This is a genomic window from Pseudonocardia sp. TRM90224 (assembly GCF_021245725.1).
Classification (GTDB): Bacteria; Actinomycetota; Actinomycetes; order Mycobacteriales; family Pseudonocardiaceae; genus Pseudonocardia.
Map to the genome: position 1 here is coordinate 11,218 of NZ_JAJGSX010000057.1, position 17,766 is coordinate 28,983.

The window sequence follows — 17,766 nt, forward strand, 5'->3', positions numbered from 1 at the left end:
GGGTACGACATGTCCGCACCACCCGCCACCACGAGGACCGAGCAACCCGCAATGCGCACGTGGCAGGTCGTGGCGCTGGGCACACTCGTCGTCATCGCCGAGGGCTACGACCTGATCGTCTACGGGGCCCTGCTCCCGCAGCTGCTCACCGAGCCCGGCTGGGGCCTCACGAGCGCGAGCGCCGGCTCCATCGGCAGCCTCGTCTACCTGGGCATGCTGGTCGGCGCGCTGGCGGGCGGGCCGGTCTGCGACCGGGTCGGTCGTCGGCCCTTCGTCACCGTTGCCGTCGCGTGGTTCACGGCCTGGACGGTGGTGTGCGGGCTCGCACAGGAACCCTGGCAGCTCGGCCTGGCCCGGCTGCTCGCCGGCGTCGGAATGGGCGCGGTGATCCCCGCGGCGATCGCGCTGGCGAAGGAGCACACGCCGCCGCGACGGACCGGGCTGGTCGTCACCATCCTCATGGCCGGCATCCCGATCGGCGGGACAGCTGCCTCACTCCTCGGGATCGTGCTGCTGCCCACGCACGGCTGGCGGATCATGTTCCTGGCCGGCGGCGCGATCTCGCTGGTCGTGCTGGTGCTGGCGGTGCTGGGCCTGCCGGAGTCGGCGAGCCACCGGATGACCGCCGTCGAGGAGCGGCCGTCGCCGGTCGCCGCCTTCGCGGCGCTCTTCCGCGAGCGCCGGGCCCTGCTGACTGCGCTGTTCGCCGTGGCGACGTTCGCCAACCTGCTCACGTGGTACGGCCTCAACACCTGGCTGACCACGTTGATGCGCGAGATGGACTACCCGCTCGGCTCCGCGCTGGGCTTCTCGCTGTGCCTCAACGCGGGCGCGGTCGTCGGCTCGCTCGTGCTGGTGATCGCGGCCGAGCGATGGGGGCTGCGCCAGGTCGCGGCCGTCTGCGGGGTGTTCACCGCGGCGGGCATCCTGGTCTGCGCGGCGGGCCCGCAGAACACCGGCGTGCTGCTCGGCACCGTCGCCGTCATCGGGACGGCCGCGCAGACCGCGTTGACGCTGATACTGGCGTCCGTGGCCGACTCCTACCCCACCCGCATGCGCGCCTCGGCCGTCGGCTGGGCCAACGGCACCGGCCGTGCGGGCGCCGTCGTCGCACCGGCGCTCGGCGGTGCCATCCTCGCCGCGGACCTCGGGCCCCGCGCGGTGTTCCTCGCCTTCGCCGCGAGCGCGCTGGTGGCGGCCGCCGTCATGGTCGTGCTCGCCGTGCGGGGGAGGCAGGCGCAATCATGACGCCCGTCTCGCAGGTCGTGGCTGCCCATCGCGCGCTGGCCGTGGCGGGCCACGGCGATCTCGTGTGGGGCCACGCCGCCGTGCGCGACCCCGACGGCGCCGGCATCTGGACCAAGGCCGCCGGCTGGGGGTTCGAGGAGGTCACCGAGTACCGCGTGGTGCTCGTCTCCCCCGACGGCGACGTGCTCGCGGGCACCGGCCGGCGCCACATCGAGTACCCGATCCACACCGGGATCCTCCGGGCCCGACCGGACGTCGGGGCCGTCGTCCACACCCACTCCCACGCCGCCACCGCCTTCGCCGCACTGGACGTACCGCTGCGCGCGCTCGACCACGACGGCGTCCTGTTCAGCGAGCCGGACGTCCCGCGCTTCCGCGGCACCGGCGGCCTGATCCGCACCGCGGCGCTGGGCGCGGACGTCGCCGCAGCGCTCGGCGACGCGCCCGCCGTACTGCTCCCGCGCCACGGCCTCGTCACCGTCGGCGCGTCGGTCGGGCAGGCAGTGATGCACGCGATCCTGCTCGACCGCGCCTGCCGCACGCAGCTCACCGCCATGGCGGCGGGCGAGCTGCGCAGCTGGTCCGACGCCGCCGAGTGCGCGGCGAAGCGGGCCGCCTGCTGGAACCCCACCCAGATCGACGCCGGCTGGCGCTACCTGCTTCGCGCCGCCGGCCTTCCCGAGGAGACGACATGACCGCCGAGATGATCGCCGGGGAACTGGCCGCGACCACCCGCAAGCACGACTGGCGCCTGCTCGTGGGCGGCGAGCTGGTGCCGGCCCGGTCGGGTGCCACGTTCAGCGACCCGTCGCCCGTCACCGGCGCGGTGATCGCCACCGTGCCCGACGCGGACGCCACGGACGTCGACGCGGCCGTGCAAGCCGCCCGCGCCGCCTTCCCAGCCTGGGCCGCGACGCCGCTGCCCGAGCGGGTGGCGGCCGTGCGCGAGATCGCGAACCGGGTGCGTACGCACGCCGCCGAGCTGGGCGCGCTGGACACGTTGGACGGCGGCAACATCGCCCGGCTCGCCCGCGCCGACGCCGTCTCGGGCGCCGCCATGCTCGACTTCTTCGCCGACTCCGCGCACGCCTTGACCGGGCAGACCATCCCGGCCTCCGAGGGCGCGGTGCACTACACGACACTGCAGCCGATCGGCGTCGTCGCGCGGATCGTGCCCTACAACCACCCGATCATGTTCGCGGCCGGCAAGATCGCCGCCCCGCTGATCGCGGGCAACTGCGTGCTGCTCAAGCCGCCGCACCAGGCCCCACTCTCGGCGCTGCGGCTGGGCGAGCTGATCGCCCACCTGGTGCCGCCGGGCGTCGTCTCCATCCTGACGGGCGCCGGCCCCGCGACCGGCGAGGCGATCGTGCGGCACCCGCAGATCCGCCGGATCGCCTTCATCGGCTCCGCCCCCACCGGGCAGAAGATCCAGGAGGCGGCTGCGCAGACCGGCATCAAGGACGTCAGCCTGGAGCTGGGCGGCAAGAACGCCCTGCTCGCCTTCCCCGACGCCGACCCGGTCGAGGTCGCCGAGGCGGCCGTGCGCGGCATGAACTTCACCTGGTCCGGCCAGTCGTGCGGCTCCACGTCGCGGCTGGTGGTGCACCGCAGCCTGCACGACCGGGTGGTGGCCGAGGTCGTCGCGCGGATCAGCGCGATGCGCATCGGCGACCCGTTCGACGAGACCACCGACGTCGGCGCGCTCGTCTCCCAGGACCAGTACGCCAAGGTGCTGCGCTACCTCGACATCGCGCGGGGCGAGGGGGCGAGGGTCGCCGTCGGCGGCACGCCCGTCGAGGGCGACGCGCTGATCGTGCCGCCGACGGTCTTCACCGGTGTCACCCCTGGGATGCGGATCGCCCAGGAGGAGGTGTTCGGCCCGCTGCTCTCGGTGATCCCGTTCGACACCGAGGAGGAGGCTATCGCGATCGCCAACGGGGTCGAGTACGGCCTCACCGCCGCCGTCTGGACGAACGACGTCCGCCGCGCCCACCGCGTCGCCGCCGCCGTCGAGGCCGGCTACGTCTGGATCAACGGTTCGTCGCGGCACTACGTCGGCACGCCGTTCGGCGGGGTCAAGTCCTCGGGGCTGGGCCGCGAGGAGTGCGTGGAGGAGCTGCTCAGCTTCACCGAGACCAAGGCCGTGCACCTCGCCTATCGCTGAGCACTCAGGTGGTGAAGCGGATCGTCGCGGCCGGGAGCTCGTCGCCGATCAGGTTCGAGGTCGTGCTGACCCGGAACTCCTGGCGCCCGGCGGGGTTGCCGATCCGGTAGGAGAGCACGCACGGCTCGTGGGCGGCGAGCACCTCGCAGACCTTGCCCCTCAGGTCCGAGTTCGGGCCGAAGACCGCACCGTTCAAGGCGATGCCCACCTTGTGATCGCACGTGACGGCATGCGTGATCAGCAACTGGCCACCGTCGGGCACGGCCTCGACGTAGGTCCGGCACTTGATCTTGAACGCCTCGGTCTCCTTCCAGTCGCCGAAGTCCTGCCAACCCGTGGCGGCGGCCGCCCCGCTCGACCCGAACGGGACGGTGGCCAGGGCTGCGGCTGCCGTCGTCGCGATGACGAGGAACCGGCGGATCGATCGAGTCCACATGAGATGAGTGCAGCAGCCGGGGATCACGGCCCCCAGCCCGCTGCGCAGCAGGGTTGACCCGCCGGGCATGCCGGCCGACCCAGGAATGCGTGCGGGCCGCACACCGTTGCCAGGAAAGTCAGCCATGGCCCTCCGGACCACCACGAGATGTGTGCATTCCGCACGCAAGGGCAGGAAAGCCACTTTCAGGCCCTGTGAGGGCAGGAAAGTGGCTTTCCTGCCCTCCACACGCACCCGGGGCAGGTGGCCGACCGTGCGCCGTACGCCACATGGAACCGTGTGGTCGTCACGGAGCCCTGTGGATCAACCACAAGGTTCCATGAGGCGACCACGCCAATCCGTGCGGCCGGTTCGGGGTCGACGTTGCACACGGACGCTCAGCCCGTCGGCACGGCCGCTCGCCACCGCCCCGGCGCCACGCCGTGGTGCCGTTTGAAGGCGGCGGCGAACGAGAACTCCGACGCGTACCCGAGCGAGTGGGCGACGGCCGCCAGCCCGGCGTCGCCGTCGCGCAGCTGTTCGCGGGCCAGCGCCATCCGCCAGTCCAGCACGTAGGTGAGCGGGGCGACGCCGAGCAGGCCGGTGAAGCGCCGGGCGAAGGTCGCCCGCGACAGCGAGGCCTCCGCGGCGAGGCCGGCGACGGTCCACGTCCGCCGCGGGTCAGCGTGGATCGCGCGCAGCGCCGGCCCGACCGCCGGATCGCCCATGGCGCGGTACCAGGCCGGTGCCGCTTCTAGGTCGACCGCGAGCTGCTCGCGCAGCGCCTGGATGAACACGACGTCCAGCAGGCTGTCCAGCAGCGCCTGCTGCCCGGGCGCCGACTGCAGCAGCTCGTTCGTGAAGACGTCCAGCGTCGAGCGCAGGCTCGAGCCGGCGCGGGGCCGCACGACGGTCAGGTCGGGCAGGCCGGCGAGCAGCCCGCTGCAGAGCTCGCCGTCGAACGTGTAGGCACCGCAGAAGAACGTCGTCGGCTGGCCGGGGCCCGACCCGAAGTGCCTGCGCACCGCGCCGCCGGCCGGGCCGGTCGCCGGGGCGCTCTCGAACTCGACCAGCCTGGCGCCGGGCGCGTGCGCCATGTGCTGCGACGACGGCCCGCGGACCAGCACCAGGTCGCCGGTCAGCACCCGGCGCGGATCGTCCGGGCTGTCGGCCCACGTGTACGCCTCGCCGCCGAGGATCCCGTGGATCGCGAGCTTCGCCCCGCTCGGGAACCGGATCCCCCAATCACCCTGCGCCGTCGAGTGCGAGAACACGGCGCCACGAGCGCGGGAACGCTGCAACATGTCCGTGAGAACGTCCATGACTTGAGACGATCGCATACGTCATCGAGCCGATCCAGCATGGAAGAGTGCAGCGAACCGAGGTGAAGTGGTCGTACAGCAAATCACGAACCGAGGAGGGCGACCATGGCGCTCGCAGTGCAGTTCGACGAGTACGGGGACATCGACGTGCTCCACGTCCGGGATGTTCCGCGGCCGCGGCCGGGTCGGAACGAGGTACTGGTCCGGGTCAGAGCGGCCGGGATCAACCCTGGTGAGAACGCGATCCGCAGCGGCGTGATGCACGACATTTGGCCCGCGACGTTCCCCTCGGGCGAGGGCAGCGACCTCGCGGGGGTCGTCGAGGAGGTCGGGGAAGGCGGGTCGACGTGGTCGGTCGGCGACGAGGTGATCGGCTGGGTGGACACCCGGGGCAGCCACGCCGAGCTGGTCGTCGTGCCCGAGGGGCACCTGGTGCGCCGCGACCCTGACGTGCCGTGGGAGGTCGGCGGCGCGTTGCTCGTCGCGGGCGGGACCGCCTTCGCGGCGGTGCGCGCGGTCGGTGCCGGCGCGGGCGAGACGGTGGTCGTCTCGGGCGCCGCAGGCGGCGTCGGGTCGATCGCGGTGCAGCTCGCGCGGCACTCCGGGGCGACCGTGATCGGACTCGCCGGAGAGGCCAACCACGCGTGGCTCGCCGAGCACGGGGTGGTCCCGATCGCCTACGGCGACGGTGTTGTCGACCGCATCCGGGCCGCGGCGCCCGGTGGGGTGGACGCGTTCGTCGACACCTTCGGCAGCGGCTACGTCGACATCGCGGTCGAGCTCGGCGTCGCGACGGACCGGATCAACACGATCATCGACTGGGAGGCCGCCGGGCGGACCGGCGTCAAGACCGAGGGCTCGGCTACGGGGTCGACCGTCGAGGTGCTCGGCGAGCTCACGAAGCTCGTCGCGGCCGGCGAGCTCGACGTCCCGATCGCGGCGACCTACCCGCTCACCGAGGTCCGCAGCGCGTTCCGGCAGCTGATGGAGCGCCACACCCGGGGCAAGATCGTCCTGCTCCCCTGACCGTCGACAACGACGTTCTGGCTGTTTGTGAGCGCTAACAACAGCCAGAACGTCGTTGTCAACGGCTACCGTGCGCGCCATGCCTCCGGCGTTGATCGCCCTAGATCCCGACGACCACCACGCCGAGCACGTCGGCCACACCGCGGACGGTCTGCAGTTCTTCCTCACCACACCGTTCGTTGCGGAGAACGAGCCCGATCCGGGACGCGAGTTCGTCGCCCTCTTCCTCTTCGACGCCGAAGGTGCGCTCGTCGAGGCGAGGATCGACGACTTCGGGCCGCGTGCGTCGCTCGACGAGGCCCGACTACGGGAGCGCTATGACAGCCACCTGGCCGCGCTCGGCGAAGTGACGATCGATCGGATCGTCATAGCGCCCTTCTCGGTCGAACGGTTCGGCACGGCCTTCGGGCTCATCGTCGACGATGACGACGACGAGTGCTGGGTGACGCTGGAGCCGGGCGACTACATGGCGTTCTGCGCACCGTGGGACAGCGGCGAGTACTGCACCTGACCGACGCGTCACCTCAGCCGCAGGAGCGCCTCGACGCCGGCGAGGAAGGTTTCGCGCACCGGGTCCGGATCCGACAGGCAGCCGGCGACCATCGCGCCGTCCCGCAGCATCACGAAGTGTCGGCCCGCCGGCCCGGCCGGGGCGTCCCCGACCTGGGCGAGCAGTTCGGTGACCGCCTCGAGGAACCACTGGCGATGCTCCAGCACCTGGCGGTGCACCGGATGCGCCGGGTCGGGGTACTCGGCCGCGGCGTTGAGGAACGCGCAACCGCGGAAGCCCGGACGCCGGACGTCGTCGGCGATGTCGGCAGCGACCGCCCGAACGGCATCCACAGCCGAACCGCCGCCCGACTCACCACCAGCCCGGGAACTCTCGAAGCGGTCGCGCAGCGCCCGATCGGCCTCCGCGAGATACGAGACGACGAGGTCTTCCTTGCCGGGGAAATGGCGGTAGAACGTCGCCCGGGTCGTGCTCGCCTCCGTGATGATCCGGTCGACCCCGACCGAATGCAGCCCCTCGGCGTAGAAGATGCGGCTCGCCGTGCCCAGCAGCCGGGTTCGAGCCTCGGACGGCGGTCGATCACTCACCCTCGGCAAACTACCAGACAGAACGTTCGTTCTTGACAACCGCGGTGTCGCTCTGCCAGCGTGATGAAGGACAGCAAGACCGAACGTTCTATCTCGACTTCGAGGAGCCCCTCCATGAGCACCATCGCCACCCCCACCGCCATCGGCTTCGCACCGGTGTTGCGGCGGCTCTACTTCGTCCGGTTCGCGTTCGCGATCGTCTGGGCGGCCCTGCTGGTGGTGGCCGGGCGCCAGCTCGGGCCGGTCGGCGCCGTCCTCGTCGTGCTGTACCCGCTGTTCGACGTGGCCAGCGCCGTCGTCGATGCCCGTGCGTCGAGGTCTTCGTCGCGGTGGGGCCTGTACGTGAACATCGCCATCAGCTCGCTCGCCGCGATCGGACTGGGCGTCGCCGCCACCTCGGGGATTCCCGCGGTCCTGCGTGTCTGGGGAGCGTGGGCCGTGGTGGCCGGCATCGTCCAGCTCGTCGTCGCGATCAACAGGCGGACGCTGGGCGGCCAATGGCCGATGATGCTCAGCGGCGGCCTCTCCGTGCTCGCCGGCACCAGCTTCGTCCTGATGGCGGCCGCGCCGGAGCCCTCGCTCGCGAGCGTCGCCGGCTACGCAACGCTCGGGGGGATCTTCTTCCTCGTCTCGGCGCTGCGCCTGGGCGGCGCAGCCACCCGGAACTGAGCGATCCCCGATTGCCGCTCGTCTTTCCTGTTCGTGCGCGGTGCCCGTGGTTAGGAATACCGAGTACCCGACGAGAGGAAGCATGATGATCACAGGTATCGGACGGCTCGCGGACCGGCTGCTGCAGGTCGTCGTGCCGGCGACATCGGCGATGGCGGCCGCGGACGCGTGCATGAACCGGTGCGGCTCGTCGTGCACCGACTACGCGTGCTGCAGCCTCGGCAGCGTGGGCTCGCTGTTCTGGATCCGCTCCTGCCCGCGCTCGACGGGCGGGTGCTACCAGCAGTTCTCGGGGAAGTGCTGACGAGCCCCGAACACCACTGATCAGGCGCCGCGGTCCGTGCCGAACCGCAACAGTGTCCGCGACCGCCAGACCTCACCCCGGCGCAGCACCGGCGACGGGAAGTCGGGCCGGTTCGGCGCATCGGGGAACTGCTGCGGCTCCAGGCACAAGGCGTCGCCCTGCCGCACCGGCCGCCCGTCGTGGCGGAGCACGCTGCCGTCGAGCATGTTGCCCGAGTAGACCTGCAGCCCCGGCTGGTCGGTGAACAGCGTGAGGGTGCGCCCGGACGCCGGCTCCCGCACGTGCGCGGCGATCGGCAGGTCATCCTCGCGCGGCCCTCGCCCGCCGAGCACGAACGTGTGGTCGTACCCGCGGGCCCGCTGCAGCTGCGGGTGCGGATCACGTAGCCGCTCCCCCAGCCGCACGGGCCGGCGCAGGTCGAACGGCGTGCCCTCGACCGGAGCCGGGCCGCCCTCGGGCACCAGGTCGGCGTCGATCGGCAGGTACGAGTCGGCGTGCACGGTGATCTCGTGGTCCTCCACCGACCCCGCCCCGCCGTGCAGCGCGAAGTACGCGTGCTGCGTGAGGTTGACGACGGTCGGCGCGTCCGTCGTCGCCTCCAGCTCGACGAGCAGGTCGGGCCCGCGCACGGTGTACGTGACGGCGGCCTGCAGCGTGCCGGGGAAGCCGTTCTCCCCGTCCGGGCTGACGTGCCGCAGCGTCACCGCGCCACCGTCCACTCCCGGTTGCACATCCTCTGCCTGCCAGATCGCGCAGTCGAACGCGCCCGGCCCGCCGTGCAGCGTCGCGCCCGGTTCGTTGCGCGGCAGCACGTGCTCCCGCCCGTCGAGGGTGAACCGGCCGCCGCCGATCCGGTTGGCGTAGCGGCCCACGATCGCGCCGACGAAGTTGCGGTCGTCCGCGTAGTCGGCCAGTCCGATGGCGACCTCGTCCCACCAGCCCGCCCGGTCCGGCGCCCGCAACCGGGCGATCCGCGCGCCGCGCGGCTCCACGCCCAGTTCGAGCCCGGACGACCGGATGCCGATCACCTGGACGCCATCACAGGGCTCCGGCCAGCCGGTGGTAGGCCTGGTTCCAGCGCAGCTCCCGGACGAACCGGCGGGTGGTCGTGTGCTCGTCGATCACCAGCAGCTCCGTGCGGGCCAGCTCGGCCAGGTCGTTCACGATCTCCGTCGAGAGCGCGGTGGAGAGCACCGTGTGGTGCGGTCCGCCGGCGGTGATCCACGCCTCGGCGGACGTGCGCAGGTCCGGTCGCGGGGTCCAGACCGCCCGCGCGACGGGCAGGTTCGGCAGCGGCTCGTCCGGTTCGACGACGTCGATCTCGTTCAGCACCAGCCGGAACCGGTCGCCCATGTCCGACATCCCCAGCACCACGGCCGGCCCGGGGGCCGCGTCGAACACCATGCGCACCGGGTCCTCCCGGCCGCCGATGCCGAGCGGGTGGATCTCCACCCGTGGCCGGTCCGCCGCGATCGACGGGCACACTTCCAGCATGTGCGCGCCCAGGATCCGCTGCGGCCCCGGGCCGAGGTGGTAGGTGTAGTCCTCCATGAACGACGTGCCGCCGGGCAGGCCCTCGGCCGCGACCTTGAGGGCGCGCAGCAGCATCGCGGTCTTCCAGTCGCCCTCGCCGGCGAAGCCGTAGCCGTCGGCCATCAGCCGCTGCACCGCCAGGCCAGGCAGCTGCCGCAGTGCGCCGAGGTCCTCGAAGTTCGTCGTGAACGCCCTGGAGCCGGACTCGTCGAGCAGCGCCCGCAGCCCCAGCTCGATCCGGGCCGAGTAACGCAGCGACTCGTGCCGCTCCCCACCGGCCCGCAGCTCGGGCACCACGTCGTAGCGCTCGGCGTACTCGGCGACCAGGTCGTCCACTTCGGAGTCGAGGCTGCCGTGCACGGCCGCGGCGAGGTCGGTGACGGCGTAGCCGTTCACCGTCACGCCCCAGCGCCACTGCGCCTCCGTGCGGTCCCCCTCGGTCACGGCGACGTCGCGCATGGTGTCGCCGAACCGCGCCAGCCGCAGCGAGCGCACCTCCGCCCAGGCCCGGGTGGCCCGCGTCCACGCCTCGATCCGCTCCCCCACCGCCGGGTCGTCGACGTGCCCGGCCACGACCGTGCGCACGACACCCAGCCGCGCGCCGATGTAGCCGAACTCCCGGTCGCCGTGCGCGGCCTGGTTGAGGTTCATGAAGTCCATGTCGATGCTCGCCCACGGCAGCGCCCGGTTGGCCTGCGTGTGCAGGTGCAGCAGCGGCCGGCGCAGCGCGTCGAGCCCGTGGATCCACATCCGCGCCGGGGAGAACGTGTGCATCCACGCGATCACGCCGACGCACTGCGGGTCGGCGTTCGCCGCCAGCATCGTGCGCAGGATGCCGTCGGCGTCGGTCAGCACCGGCTTCCACACCACCGGCACGGGCAGCCGGTCGTCGAGCCGCTCGGCGATCTCCCGCGACTGGTCGGCGACCTGCTTGAGCGTCTCCTCCCCGTACAGGCCCTGGCTGCCGGTCAGGAACCAGATCTCACCGGTCACGCGGACACCGTCCGCTGGCCGTAGACCTGCTGGTAGCGGTCGTGCAACGCGGTGACCTCCGCCTCGGGGATGGGGACGAGCGGGCCGAGCTGGCGCGCCAGGTGGGTGGTGCGGGCGACGTCCTCGCACATCACGGCGGCCTTCACCGCAGCCCGCGGATCGGCCCCGACGCTGAACACGCCGTGGTTGGCCATGATCACGGCCGGCGAGCGGTGCCCGGAGAGCGTCTCGACGATCCCGCGGCCGATCGAGTCGTCGCCGATCAGCGCGAACGGGCCCAGCGGGATCTCCCCGCCGAACTCGTCGGCCATCGCGGTGAGCGCGCACGGCACCGCCTCGTGCCGCGCCGCCCACGCGCTGGCGTAGGGCGAGTGCGTGTGCACCACCCCGCCGACGTCCATGTGCCGGTAGACGTAGGCGTGCGCCGCGGTGTCCGACGACGGCGCCAGCTCGCCCTCGACGAGCTCCCCGTCCAGGTCGCACACAACGATGTGCTCCGGGGTCAGCTCGTCGTAGGAGACGCCCGACGGCTTGATCACGAAGAGGTCGGCGCCCGGCACCCGGCCCGACACATTGCCGGAGGTCCAGGCGACCAGCCCGTAGCGCACCAGCTCGGCGTGCAGGGCGCAGACCTGCTCGCGCAGCCGCTCCACGGTCGAGTTCACACGTTCTCCTTCTTCTCGTTCCGCTTCGCCGTCGCCTCGACTCGCAGTGCGTGCAGGCGATGCATGACGTCGTTCGCGCCGCGTCCGAAGTGGTCGTGCAGCAGTTCGTACTCGGCGTAGAGCCGGTCGTAGGCGGCGGCGCGGTCCGGGTCGGGCCGGTAGCGATCGCGCTCCACCCGCCCCATGACGGCCGCCGCGGCCGGCACGTCCGGGTAGCAGCCGGCTGCGACCGCGGCGTGGATGGCCGAGCCGAGAGCCGGACCCTGCGCGGAGCCGATCACCGACAGCGGGCGGTCGCACACGTCGGCGGTGATCTGCATGAGCAGCTCGTTGCGCAGCAGCCCGCCGGCCACCACCAGCTCGGTGACGGGCACCCCGGCGTCCTCGAACGCCGCGATGATCGTGCGGGTGCCGAACGCGGTCGCCTCCAGCAGCGCCCGGTAGGTGTCCTCCGGGCGGGTCGCCAGGGTCTGCCCGACGACCAGCCCGGAGAGCTCGTGGTCGACGAGCACGCTGCGGTTGCCGGCGTGCCAGTCGAGCGCGACCAGCCCGTGCTGGCCGACCTGCTGCTCCGCGGCGAGCGCCGTGAGCAGCTCGTGCACGTCGACGCCGCGGCGGGCGGCCTCCTCGTGGTACGCGGGCGGCACGGCGGTGTCGACGAACCAGCCGAAGATGTCGCCGACGCCCGACTGGCCGGCCTCGTAGCCCCACTTCCCCGCGACGATCCCGCCATCGACCACCCCGCACATGCCCGGCACCTGGGCGAGCCGGTCGGCGACCATCACGTGGCACGTCGAGGTGCCCATGATCGCCACCAGCTGCCCGGATTCGAGCGCGTTCGCGGCCGGCACGGTGACGTGCGCGTCGACGTTGCCCACCGCGACCGCGATGCCTTCGGGCAGGCCCGTCCAGGCTGCGGCCTCGGCGCTGAGCGCGCCCGCGCGGTCGCCGAGCGCGCCGATCGGCTGCGCCAGCTTGTCCTCGACGAACCCCGCGAAGGCCGGGTTCAGTGCGGCGAGGAACGCCCGGTCCGGGTACCGGCCGTCCTGCAGGATGCCCTTGTACCCGGCGCTGCAGGCGTTGCGGACGTAGCTCCCGCACAGCCGCCAGACGATCCAGTCGGCCGCCTCCACCCAGCGCCGGGTGCGGGCGTAGACCTCGGGATCCTCCTCCAGCAGCTGCAGCGCCTTGGCGAACTCCCACTCGCTGGAGATCCGCCCGCCGTAGCGGGCCAGCCACGGCTCGCCGCGCTCCGCGGCGAGCGCGTTGATGCGCTCGGCGTGCGGCTGGGCGGCGTGGTGCTTCCACAGCTTCGGGTAGGCGTGCGGGCGGCCGGCCAGCTCGGGCAGTTCGCACAGCGGCGTGCCGTCGGAGAGCGTCGGCAGGATCGTGCAGGCGGTGAAGTCGGTCGCGATGCCGACGACGTCGCTCGCCGCCACCCCGGACGCCGCCAGCGCCTTGGGCACCGCCACCCGCAGCACGTCGACCCAGTCCGACGGCACCTGCAGCGCCCACGCGGGCGGCAGCGGCTCGCCGGTCGCGGGCAGCTCCCGCTCCATCGACCCGTGCGCGTAGGGGTGCACGGCGTCGGCGAGCACCTCGCCGTCGGACACGCGGACGACGACCGCCCGCCCCGAGAGCGTGCCGAAATCGACACCGATCGTCACAGCGTTGGACGGGGCGTTCACGGGGGCGGTCACCGGGGTCCTCCTCGGACGATCACGCGCTGGAGCACGACGAAGGCCAGCAACAACACCCCGATGACGATCTTGGTCCACCAGGAGCTGAGCGTGCCCTCGAACGAGATGACGGTCTGGATCAGGCCGAGCACGAGCACACCGAGCAGCGAGCCTGCGACCAGCCCGACCCCGCCGGAGAGCAGCGTGCCGCCGATGACGGTGGCGGCGATCGCGTCCAGCTCGGTGCCGACCGCGGCCAGGCTGTAGCCCGAGAGGGCGTAGAACGCGAACAGCAGCCCGCCCAGTGCCGAGCAGAACCCGCTGATCGCGTAGACGCCGACCCGGATCCGCGCGACCGGCAGGCCCATCAGCATCGCCGAGTGGCTGCTGCCGCCCACCGCGTAGACGCCGCGGCCGAATCGGGTGCAGGCCAGCACGTAAGCGGCGATCGCTACGACCGCCAGCGCAACCAGCACCGACGGGCTGACGTAGAGCTCGGTGCCGGGCAGGTACACCGCCCCGGTGGCGAACGCGGTGAACAGCGGGTCGCGGATCGGGATCGACTCGACGCTCACCACGTAGCAGAGGCCGCGGGCCAGGAACATGCCCGCGAGCGTCACGACGAACGGCTGGACGTCCAGGTAGTGGATCACCGCGCCCATCGCCAGCCCGAGGGCCGTGCCCAGCACGAGCACCAGCAGCATGACGGGCACCGGCGCCCAGCCCGCAGCGAGCAGCTTCGCCGAGAGCACGCCGGACAGCGCCACCACGGAGCCGACCGAGAGGTCGATCCCGCCGGTGAGGATCACGAACGTCATGCCCACCGCGAGCACGATGAGGAAGGCGTTGTCGACGAACAGGTTGAGCAGCACCTGCCCGGAGAAGAACCCGTCGTAGCGCAGCGAGCCGCCGGCGAACAGCGCCACGAACAGCACGAACGTCGCCAGCGTCGGCACCAGTCGCCGGCTCGGCCGCCACGAGCGGCTGCGCGCGGCGCTCGCCGCGGGCGTCGTCGTGCCGGTCGGCATCGTCGCGGTCATGGGGTCGCCACCCGCTCCCCGACCGGACGTCGCCGGTGCAACAGCGCGCGCACCTTCTCCGCCTGCAGCAGGAACACCACGATGATCACGGCGGCCTTGAAGACCAGCGACACCTCCGGCGGGATGCCGGCCGTGTAGACGGTCGTCGTCAGCGTCTGCAGGATCAGCGCGCCGAGCAGCGTGCCGCCGATCGAGTAGCGCCCGCCCGTGAGCAGCGTGCCGCCGATCACGACGGCCAGGATCGCGTCCAGCTCGATCCACAGCCCGGCGTTGTTGGCGTCGGCCGCCGTCACGTTCGAGCTGATCATCAGCCCCGCGACGCCGGCGCAGAGCGCCGCGAACACGTACCCGCCCCAGACGATCCCACGGGCCCGCACTCCGGACAGGCGGCTCGCGGTCGGGTTCACCCCGACCGACTCGATCAGCAGGCCCAGCGCCGTGCGGCGGGTCAGCAGCGCGACGGCCGCGAACATCACCGCGGCCACCACGACCGCGACCGGCAGCCCCAGCAGGAACCCGCCGCCCAGCTCCGCGAACAGCGGGTTGGCGACGGTGATGATCTGCCCGTCGGTGATCAGCATCGCCAGCCCGCGTCCCGCCGTCATCAGCACGAGCGTCGCGATGATCGGCTGGATGCCGAACGCGGCGACCAGCAGCCCGTTCCACGCCCCGAGCACGAGCGCGAGGCCCAGCGCGAGCACGATCCCGACGAGCGCGGTGCCGGGGTCGGTCGGGTCGGACGCGCCCGCGATCCACGTGCAGGCCACCGACCCGGCGATGGCGACGGTCGCGCCGACCGAGAGGTCGATGCCGCGGGTGGCGACGACCAGCGTCATGCCCAGCGCGATCAGCGCGGTCGGCGCCCCGTTCTTGAGGATGTCGACCACGCTGCCGAACAGGTGCCCGTCGACGACCCGCAGCGCCAGGAAGCCCGGCGTGACCACGACGTTGACCAGCAACAACACCAGCAGCGCGGCCGCCGGCAGCACCAGCGGCGAGCGTCGCAGCCTTTCACCCAGCGACTCACGCAAGGTGCCCACCCCCGCTCGCGATCAGCTCCATCACGCGCCCGACCGACGCATCGGCCCGCGGCAGCTCGCCGACCTTTCGCCGGTCGCGCAGCACAGCCACCCGGTCGGAGAGGCGCACGACCTCCTCCAGCTCTGCCGAGACGAACACGACGCCGAGCCCGTCGCCGGCGAGCTCGGCCACCAGCTGCTGGATCTGGGCCTTCGCGCCGACGTCGATCCCGCGGGTCGGCTCGTCGAGGATCAGCAGCCGCGGCTCGGTGATCAGCCAGCGCGCCAGCAGGCACTTCTGCTGGTTGCCGCCCGAGAGGTTGCGCAGCAGCGCGTCCGGGTCGGCCGGGCGGATGTCGAGCGCGGAGATCCAGCGCGCGACCAGCTCGTCGGCCGTCCGGCGCGGGATGCGCCGCGCCCAGCCGCGGCGGGCCTGCAGCGCCAGCACGATGTTGTCGCGCACCGTCAGGTCACCGACAACGCCCTCTCCCTTGCGGTCCTCCGAGCAGAACGCGATGCCCTCGGCGACCGCGGCGTGCGGCCCGCGCAGCCGCACCGGACGCCCGCGGACCTGCAACGACCCGGCGTCGGGGCGGTCGGCCCCGAACAGCAGCCGCACCAGCTCCGTGCGACCGGACCCGAGCAGCCCGGCCAGCCCGACCACCTCACCCGGCCGCACGTCGAGGTCGGCCGGCTCGATCGCGCCGCCGCGCCCGATCCCACGTGCGGCGAGCACCGGGGTGACGGTCGGGTCGCCCGCCACCTCGGCGGCCGGTTCCCGGTCGAGGTCGGCGAGCACCGCGAGCTCGTGGCCGACCATCTTCGCCACCATGTCCAGCCGCGGCAGCTCCGCGACCAGGTGCTCCCCCACCAGCCGGCCGTTGCGCAGGATCGTCACGCGGTCGGCGATCTCGTACACCTGGTCGATGAAGTGGGAGACGAACAGGACCGCCACCCCGTCCGCGCGCAGGCCGCGCACGATCCGGAACAGCTCCGCCACCTCGGTCGCGTCGAGGCTGGACGTCGGCTCGTCGAGGATCAGCACGTCGGCCTCGAGGTCGACGGCCCGGGCGATCGCGACGAGCTGCTGCACCGCGAGCGGGTGCTCGCCGAGCGCGGAGTCCGGGTCGACGTCCAGGCGCAGGCGGGCCAGCAGCTCGCCGGCCCGCCGGCGGACACCGCGGCGGTCGATGCGGCCGCCCTGCCAGACCGGTCGGCGGGGTTCGCGCCCCAGGAGGATGTTCTCCGCCACCGACAGGTTGGGACAGAGGTTCACCTCCTGGTAGACGGTCGCGATCCCGGCGGCCTGCGCGGCGGCCGGACCGGAGAACACCGCCGGCTCGCCGCGGACGGTCACCGTGCCGCCGTCCAGGCCGTACACCCCGGTCAGCGCCTTGATCAGCGTCGACTTGCCGGCGCCGTTCTCGCCCATCAGGGCGTGCACCTCGCCCGGCAGCAGCCGGAAGTCGACCCCGTCGAGCGCCTTGACCCCGGGGAAGCCGATCTCGATGCCGCGCATGGCGACGACCGGTTCTGGCATGACGTGCGCCTGCCGTTCCAGCTCAGTACTTGCGCTCGGGCAGCGCGGCCGTTGCCTGGGACTGGTCGAAGGTCGTCTCCTCGGTGAGGACGCGGGCCGGCACCTGCTCACCGGCGTGCACCTTCTTCGCCAGGTCCATCAGCTGCGGGCCGAGCAGCGGGTTGCACTCGACGATGAAGTTGATCTTCCCCTGGGAGAGCGCGGTCATCCCGTCCTTCACCGCGTCCACCGAGATGATCTTGATGTCCTTGCCTGGCACCTTGCCGGCGGCCTCGATCGCCTCGATCGCGCCGAGCGCCATGTCGTCGTTGTGCGCGTAGACGACGTCGATCTTCGGCTGGGACTTGAGGAACGCCTCCATCACCTGCTTGCCGCCGGAGCGGGTGAAGTCGCCGGTCTGCGAGGCGACGACCGAGATGCTCGGGTTGGCCGCGATCGCCTTGGCGAAGCCCTCCTTGCGGTCGATCGCCGGCGCCGCGCCCGTCGTGCCCTGCAGCTCGACGACCGCGACCGGGGCCGCCGCGGCGCCCTGGTACTGCGCGACCAGCCATTCGCCGGCCTTCGTGCCCTCCACCACGAAGTCCGAGCCGAGGAACGTCTTGTAGAGCGACGTGTCGGGCGAGTCGACGGCGCGGTCGGTGAGGATCACCGGGATGTTGGCGCGCTTGGCCTCCTGCAGCACCGCGTCCCAGCCGGTCTCCACGACCGGGGAGAAGGCGATGATGTCGACCTTCTGCTGGATGTAGGAGCGGATCGCCTTGATCTGGTTCTCCTGCTTCTGCTGGGCATCGGAGAACTTCAGCTCCACGCCCGCGGCCGCGGCCGACTCCTGGACGGACTTCGTGTTCGCCGTCCGCCAGCCGCTCTCCGCGCCGACCTGGGAGAAGCCCATCACCAGCTTCCCGTCGCCGCCGGCGGCGCCACCGGGCGCCGCGGGCGTGGGAGCGGAGCCGCAGGCGGCGAGCGCGGTGGCGAGCACCGCTGCCGCGGCGATGCGACCGAGCAGCATTCGCCTGGATGTCAGCGTCGACATGGGTTCACCCTTCGG

At 72.4% G+C, this 17,766-nt stretch carries 18 protein-coding genes; 7 read left to right on the forward strand and 11 right to left on the reverse strand.

Features of this window, described 5'->3' with window-relative positions:
- The first annotated feature begins 9 nt into the window (after positions 1 to 9).
- From LL648_RS39680 to LL648_RS39690, 3 genes are read left to right on the forward strand one after another with little or no spacing between them, the layout of a single operon-like run.
- Entirely contained in the window at positions 10 to 1,248 is a 1,239-nt protein-coding gene (locus tag LL648_RS39680) for an MFS transporter (RefSeq protein ID WP_232668125.1), read from the forward strand.
- The gene (locus LL648_RS39685) at positions 1,245 to 1,943 is read left to right on the forward strand and encodes a class II aldolase/adducin family protein (RefSeq protein ID WP_232668126.1); all 699 of its coding nucleotides are present in this window, start codon (positions 1,245 to 1,247) and stop codon (positions 1,941 to 1,943) included. The genes LL648_RS39680 and LL648_RS39685 overlap by 4 nt, the downstream gene beginning before the upstream one ends.
- Positions 1,940 to 3,415 carry an aldehyde dehydrogenase family protein gene (locus tag LL648_RS39690; protein WP_232668127.1) on the forward strand — a complete coding sequence of 492 codons (1,476 nt, stop codon included), beginning with the start codon at positions 1,940 to 1,942 and terminating at the stop codon, positions 3,413 to 3,415. The genes LL648_RS39685 and LL648_RS39690 overlap by 4 nt, the downstream gene beginning before the upstream one ends.
- Before the next feature lie 4 nt (positions 3,416 to 3,419).
- Here the strand turns inward: LL648_RS39690 and LL648_RS39695 are convergent, their stop codons facing one another.
- A complete protein-coding gene (locus LL648_RS39695) occupies positions 3,420 to 3,851 on the reverse strand; it encodes a hypothetical protein (RefSeq protein WP_232668128.1) in 432 nt (143 codons plus the stop codon).
- Between the two features lie 377 nt (positions 3,852 to 4,228).
- A complete protein-coding gene (locus LL648_RS39700) occupies positions 4,229 to 5,152 on the reverse strand; it encodes an AraC family transcriptional regulator (protein ID WP_232668129.1) in 924 nt (307 codons plus the stop codon).
- Between the two features lie 105 nt (positions 5,153 to 5,257).
- On the opposite strand from LL648_RS39700, the gene LL648_RS39705 reads away from it, so the two are divergent.
- Positions 5,258 to 6,178, forward strand: a complete 921-nt coding sequence (locus tag LL648_RS39705; protein ID WP_232668130.1) for an NADP-dependent oxidoreductase — start codon at positions 5,258 to 5,260, stop codon at positions 6,176 to 6,178.
- Positions 6,179 to 6,257: 79 nt separating this feature from the next.
- Positions 6,258 to 6,689 (forward strand): hypothetical protein, encoded by a 432-nt coding sequence (locus LL648_RS39710; protein ID WP_232668131.1) that lies wholly within the window; start codon positions 6,258 to 6,260, stop codon positions 6,687 to 6,689.
- A gap of 8 nt (positions 6,690 to 6,697) precedes the next feature.
- On the opposite strand, the gene LL648_RS39715 is transcribed toward LL648_RS39710, so the two are convergent.
- Entirely contained in the window at positions 6,698 to 7,276 is a 579-nt protein-coding gene (locus LL648_RS39715) for a TetR/AcrR family transcriptional regulator (RefSeq protein WP_232668132.1), read from the reverse strand.
- 114 nt (positions 7,277 to 7,390) lie between these two features.
- On the opposite strand from LL648_RS39715, the gene LL648_RS39720 reads away from it, so the two are divergent.
- Positions 7,391 to 7,945, forward strand: coding sequence for a hypothetical protein (locus LL648_RS39720; protein WP_232668133.1), 555 nt, complete (start codon positions 7,391 to 7,393; stop codon positions 7,943 to 7,945).
- A gap of 82 nt (positions 7,946 to 8,027) precedes the next feature.
- Positions 8,028 to 8,249, forward strand: a complete 222-nt coding sequence (locus LL648_RS39725) for a hypothetical protein (protein ID WP_232668134.1) — start codon at positions 8,028 to 8,030, stop codon at positions 8,247 to 8,249.
- 20 nt (positions 8,250 to 8,269) lie between these two features.
- On the opposite strand, the gene LL648_RS39730 is transcribed toward LL648_RS39725, so the two are convergent.
- The 8 genes from LL648_RS39730 to LL648_RS39765 are packed head-to-tail and all read right to left on the reverse strand — an operon-like array spanning position 8,270 to position 17,727.
- Entirely contained in the window at positions 8,270 to 9,277 is a 1,008-nt protein-coding gene (locus tag LL648_RS39730; protein ID WP_232668135.1) for an aldose epimerase family protein, read from the reverse strand.
- A 10-nt stretch (positions 9,278 to 9,287) separates the two neighbouring features.
- On the reverse strand, positions 9,288 to 10,775 hold the full coding sequence (gene araA, locus LL648_RS39735) for an L-arabinose isomerase (protein WP_232668136.1): 1,488 nt from the start codon (positions 10,773 to 10,775) through the stop codon (positions 9,288 to 9,290).
- Complete coding sequence (locus tag LL648_RS39740; protein ID WP_232668137.1) at positions 10,772 to 11,440, reverse strand: L-ribulose-5-phosphate 4-epimerase; 669 nt, start codon at positions 11,438 to 11,440, stop codon at positions 10,772 to 10,774. The genes araA and LL648_RS39740 overlap by 4 nt, the downstream gene beginning before the upstream one ends.
- Complete coding sequence (gene araB, locus LL648_RS39745) at positions 11,437 to 13,140, reverse strand: ribulokinase (RefSeq protein WP_232668138.1); 1,704 nt, start codon at positions 13,138 to 13,140, stop codon at positions 11,437 to 11,439. Before araB ends, LL648_RS39740 begins: the two co-directional genes overlap by 4 nt.
- Entirely contained in the window at positions 13,137 to 14,159 is a 1,023-nt protein-coding gene (gene yjfF / locus LL648_RS39750; RefSeq protein WP_232668139.1) for a galactofuranose ABC transporter, permease protein YjfF, read from the reverse strand. Before yjfF ends, araB begins: the two co-directional genes overlap by 4 nt.
- A complete protein-coding gene (locus LL648_RS39755; protein WP_232668140.1) occupies positions 14,156 to 15,190 on the reverse strand; it encodes an ABC transporter permease in 1,035 nt (344 codons plus the stop codon). Before LL648_RS39755 ends, yjfF begins: the two co-directional genes overlap by 4 nt.
- Positions 15,183 to 16,718, reverse strand: coding sequence for a sugar ABC transporter ATP-binding protein (locus LL648_RS39760; RefSeq protein WP_232668141.1), 1,536 nt, complete (start codon positions 16,716 to 16,718; stop codon positions 15,183 to 15,185). The genes LL648_RS39755 and LL648_RS39760 overlap by 8 nt, the downstream gene beginning before the upstream one ends.
- Positions 16,719 to 16,740: 22 nt before the next feature.
- On the reverse strand, positions 16,741 to 17,727 hold the full coding sequence (locus LL648_RS39765; RefSeq protein WP_232668153.1) for an ABC transporter substrate-binding protein: 987 nt from the start codon (positions 17,725 to 17,727) through the stop codon (positions 16,741 to 16,743).
- Positions 17,728 to 17,766 lie beyond the last annotated feature (39 nt).